The sequence below is a fragment of the Nevskia soli genome, from assembly GCF_903970205.1.
GTDB lineage: Bacteria > Acidobacteriota > Terriglobia > Bryobacterales > Bryobacteraceae > Bog-113.
The window spans coordinates 1-4,768 of the sequence record NZ_CAJCHS010000377.1 but is presented as its reverse complement, the minus strand read 5'-3'; the positions used below and the strand labels follow the sequence as shown (position 1 = coordinate 4,768).

General features: G+C 60.7%; 5 protein-coding genes. All 5 read left to right on the top strand.

What is annotated here, in order from left to right:
* The coding region (locus tag H1Y01_RS19605) for a hypothetical protein (RefSeq protein ID WP_219341622.1) at positions 1–244 on the top strand (244 nt) is incomplete at its 5' end.
* A 228-nt stretch (positions 245–472) separates the two neighbouring features.
* Positions 473–2,218, top strand: a complete 1,746-nt coding sequence (ilvB, locus tag H1Y01_RS16400) for a biosynthetic-type acetolactate synthase large subunit (RefSeq protein ID WP_367399798.1) — start codon at positions 473–475, stop codon at positions 2,216–2,218.
* Positions 2,178–2,783 (top strand): acetolactate synthase small subunit, encoded by a 606-nt coding sequence (gene ilvN / locus H1Y01_RS16395; RefSeq protein WP_219341621.1) that lies wholly within the window; start codon positions 2,178–2,180, stop codon positions 2,781–2,783. The genes ilvB and ilvN overlap by 41 nt, the downstream gene beginning before the upstream one ends.
* Positions 2,776–3,813 (top strand): ketol-acid reductoisomerase, encoded by a 1,038-nt coding sequence (gene ilvC / locus H1Y01_RS16390; RefSeq protein ID WP_180541584.1) that lies wholly within the window; start codon positions 2,776–2,778, stop codon positions 3,811–3,813. The genes ilvN and ilvC overlap by 8 nt, the downstream gene beginning before the upstream one ends.
* Positions 3,814–3,824: 11 nt before the next feature.
* Positions 3,825–4,768: citramalate synthase (gene cimA, locus H1Y01_RS16385; RefSeq protein ID WP_180541583.1), on the top strand; the 944-nt coding region annotated here is incomplete at its 3' end.

Below are 4,768 nucleotides of genomic sequence, written 5' to 3'. Positions count from 1 at the left end.
CGTCTGCAGGATCAGCGCGAGCGCAACGGTGCCGCCGCGCTCCGACTTTTCAGGTACAAATGTGTTTTCGAACATGGCGAGGTTCCTCCCGCCACAGTTGGAGTCCGGCGCGCCGCGCTTCTATGGACTCGCGCAAAACGGAGCGCGCCCCGCGCCGTCAAGCTTCACGAGTTCCTTTGCGGTTTGGCAGCGCGGGATCGCGCCCTTTGCGCTTCACTGTGCGCGTTTCTTTTCATCAAGTTAGACACCGCTGCGCGACTTTGGTTCCCCGAATCGCCATCCGCCTCCTCATAAACATTTCTTATGCAAAGATTCTCTTGCATTTACGAAACTTTCCGAGCTACACTCGACGCAGTGATGATGGCGCGTTATCTCCTCACCGTTACTGTCCCAATTGCGGACGCCTGCTAAGCAGGTCAACGAGCCCGCTGATTCCTTTTCTAAACACCATGTCTCGACGACGGAGGACTGCATGTCGAATCTAATGAACGGCGCCCCGAATTTGATGAACGGAGCAAAGATGCTCTTGGAGTGCCTGGCGCGCGAAGGGGTCGATTGCTTTTTCGGGTACCCCGGCGGCGTAACCCTTCCGTTCTATGACGCGCTGTACGATCACGCGATCAAACACGTTCTGGTGCGCCACGAAGAGAATGCCTGCTTCGCCGCGTCCGGCTATGCGCGCGCCACCGGCAAAGTCGGCGTTTGCTGCGCGACCTCGGGCCCCGGCGCCACGAATCTGGTGACGGGTCTGGTCGACTCCCTGATGGATTCGATTCCGATCGTCGCCATCACCGGACAGGTTTCCACCAAGCTGATCGGCAGCGACGCGTTTCAGGAAGCCGACACGTTCGGCATCACGCGCTCCTGCACCAAACACAACTACCTGGTCAAGAACATCGCCGAGCTGCCGCAGATCATTCACGAGGCTTTCTATCTCGCGTCGAGCGGCCGTCCGGGTCCGGTTCTCGTCGACATCCCAAAGGACGTTTTTCAGGCTCAAGGGCACTACGAGCCCGTGGATCAGATTCATTTGCGCGGCTACCGGGTAACGGCGGACGGCCATACCGGGCAGATTCGCCGGGCCGCGCAGATGATCTGGGAAGCCGAGCGTCCCATGATTTACGCGGGCGGCGGTGTGATTGCCTCCGGCGCGGAACCGGAACTGCGCGAGCTCGTCGAACGCGTGGATGCCCCCGCCGTCTGCACCTTGATGGGCCTCGGCGGACTCCCTGCCGATCATCCCAACTTCATCAGCATGCCGGGCATGCACGGCAGCTATGCCGCCAACATGGGCCTCACCGGATGCGATCTGTTGATTGCTCTCGGCGTGCGTTTTGACGACCGCGTGACCGGGCGTCTCGCGGCCTTTGCGCCCAACGCCCGCGTAATCCACGTCGATATCGATCCGGCCGAAGTCTCGAAGAACCGGCAGGCCGATATCCCGATCGTGGGCGATGCCAAGCGCGTGCTGCAGAAGCTGAATAAGCTGCTCGCCGAACTGGAGCCGACGGCGCGAAATCAAAGCTCCGCTGGAAAGCGCGCCTGGTGGAAGCAGATTCGCGAATGGAAAGACGAGCATCCCTACGACCGCGCGCACTCCGATGACGAGATTAAGCCGCAGCATCTGATGACCGAAATCGACCGGCTCTCCGGCGGCGAAGCGATCGTCGCCACCGATGTCGGCCAGCATCAGATGTGGGCCGCCCAATTGATCCGCTTCCATCACTCGCGGCTCTGGATCAATTCCGGCGGACTCGGCGCGATGGGATTCGGATTGCCCGCGGCCATCGGCGCGCAATTCGCCCGGCCCGACAAACTCGTCTTCGCCATCGTCGGCGACGGCGGATTCCAGATGTCGATCCCCGAGCTCGCCACGCTCGCCGCTTATCAGTTGCCCGTCAAGATCGTCGTCATGAACAACGGGTATCTCGGCATGGTCCGCCAGTGGCAGGAGTTGTTCTACAACAATCGCCTCAGCCAGGTGAAGCTCGATTGTTTCCCCGATGTTGAAAAACTCGCCGGCGCGTATGGTTTCCGCGGCAGCACGGTGGAACGGCCGGGCGAACTGGCAGGCGCGCTGGAAGCAGCCGTCCGCGAGCCTGGACCTTATCTGCTGAACGTGAAAGTCTCGCCTCTCGAGAACGTCTATCCGATGGTTCCGGCGGGCGGCGCCATCAATGAAATGGTTCTCGGGGCAGCCGTACCGGTGGCCCAATAACATGCTGCAAGTCATTTCCGTACTCTTAGAAAACAAACCCGGCGCTCTCATGCGCGTCACCGGACTGCTCTCCGCGCGCGGCTACAACATCGAAAGCCTCACCGTGGCGCGCACCATCGATCCCGATCTCTCGCGCATGAGCATCGTGGTCGACGTCGACGATCGCCTCCGCGCTCAGGTCATCAAGCAGATGAATAAGCTGGTCAACGTGCTGCAGGCGACCGATCTCACCGAAGCTCCCGCGGTCTGCCGCGAGATGATCCTGCTCCGCGTCCGCGCTCCCATGGATAAGAGAAGCGCGATCATCAAGGAAGCTGAGATTTTCGGCGCCCGCGTCGTCGATTCGTCGCTCGACGGGTTCGTCATCGAAGCCACCGGAGATCCGGAAAAACTCGACGAGTTTCTCGACGTGATGCAAAGCTACGGCAACATGGAATACACGCGCTCGGGTTCGATCGCGGTCTCGCTCGAAGCCCGCAAGTTGCGCCTGCAGCCGCCGGTTCCGGTGGCCGGCGTTCAGGCCGAGAGCGCTGAAGAAGAAATGGACGGAGTCCTCAATGGCTAACAGGTTTTATGAACAAGATGGCGATCTGTCGTTGCTCAACGGCAAGACAGTCGCGATTATCGGCTACGGAAGTCAGGGTCACGCCCACGCCTTGAATCTGCGCGATTCGGGCGTCGACGTGGTGGTCGGTCTCTACGGCGGAAGCAAGTCCTGGCCGAAAGCGGAATCCGCCGGCCTGCGCGTTCTCAGCACCAGCGACGCGGCCCGGCACTCGGATTTCGTCATGATGCTCGTCGCCGATCACATCCAGGGCGACCTCTACCAGAACGAAATCGCGCCGCACATGGTCAAAGGCAAAACGCTCATGTTCGCGCATGGCTTCAACATCCATTTCGGTCAAATCGAAGCCCCGCCCGATGTGGATGTTTCCATGGTAGCGCCCAAAGCGCCCGGACATCGCGTGCGGGAGCTGTTCACCGAAGGCGTCGGTGTTCCCGGCTTGGTCGCCGTGCATCAGAATCCTTCCGGGCAAGCGCTCCAGAACGCCCTGGCCTACGCGCGCGCACTGGGCTGCCTGAAAGCCGGCGTCATCGAAACCACATTCCGCGAAGAAACCGAGAGCGATCTGTTCGGTGAGCAAGCCGTTCTCTGCGGCGGCGTCAGCGAGCTGATTCGGGCCGGTTTCGAAACCCTGACCGAAGCGGGCTACGCTCCCGAAATCGCCTACTTCGAGTGTTTGCATGAACTGAAGCTCATCGTCGACCTGATCTACGAGGGCGGCCTCGGCTACATGCGCTATTCCATTTCCGATACCGCGGAATATGGCGACTATACGCGCGGTCCGCGCATCATTAACGAGAACACGCGCGTGGAGATGAAAAAGATTCTGGGCGAGATCCAATCCGGCGAATTCGCCCGCGCCTGGATCGCCGAGAACAAAGCGGGCCGCAAAGGCTTCGAATCGATGCGCGAATCGGCTCGTGGCAGCTCCCTTGAGACCGTCGGACGCGAACTGCGCGGCATGATGGCGTTCCTTAAGAAGCGCAAGAAGGAGACCGGCGTACCTGAAGAGCAAGCCGTAACCGTCTAAGCTGTTAAGTGATGCGAATATCTACGTTCGATACCTCGCTGCGCGACGGTTCTCAAGGCGAGAACGTCAACTTTTCGGTCGACGACAAACTCGCCATCACGCAGAAACTGGACGAGCTGGGCATCGATTACGTCGAAGGCGGCTGGCCGGGCTCCAATCCCAAAGACAAGGAATTCTTCGAGCGCGCGCAGAACTTGCAGTTGAAGCATGCGCTGCTGACGGCGTTTGGTTCCACCCGGTTCGCCCGGAATCCGGTTCACGAAGATCGCAACGTAGATCTGCTGCTCCGCGCCAACACTCCGGTGATCGCAATTTTCGGCAAGAGCTGGGATCTGCATACCCGCGTCGCTCTGGGCGTGACGGAAGACGAAAACCTGGCGATGATCCGCGAGACCGTCGCCTACCTCAAACAGCACGGCAAGGAAGTGGTTTACGATGCCGAACACTTCTTCGACGGCTACCGGGCCAATCGGGATTTCGCGCTGCGTACCCTCGAGGCTGCAAAGGAGGCCGGCGCCGACGTACTCTGTCTGTGCGATACCAATGGCGGCGCGCTGACTTCGCAGATCGCCGCGGCGGTGGCCGATGTTCGCGCTCGATTCGGCGGCACCATCGGCATTCACGCTCATAACGATTCCGAACTCGCCGTCGCCAATTCGCTGGCCGCGATCGAAGCCGGCGCGACGCATGTCCAGGGTTGTCTGAACGGCTACGGCGAGCGCTGCGGCAACGCCAATCTGGCTGCGGTGATTGCGAACCTGGAACTCAAGCTGGGTTATGAGACCATCGGCCGCGAACGCCTCGCGGGACTCACTCCGGCCTGCCGTTTTATCGCCGAACTCGCCAATCTGCCGCTGCGCCGCGATCTGCCGTTTGTCGGGCAGAGCGCCTTTGCCCACAAGGGCGGCATCCATGTCAGCGCCGTAATCAAAGACTCGGCGACCTATGAACATCT

Coding starts and splice junctions, on each gene's coding strand:
- ilvB (WP_367399798.1), top strand. CDS start 473: ATGTCGAATCTAATGAACGGCGCCCCGAATTTGATGAACGGAGCAAAG.
- ilvC (WP_180541584.1), top strand. CDS start 2,776: ATGGCTAACAGGTTTTATGAACAAGATGGCGATCTGTCGTTGCTCAAC.
- ilvN (WP_219341621.1), top strand. CDS start 2,178: ATGAAATGGTTCTCGGGGCAGCCGTACCGGTGGCCCAATAACATGCTG.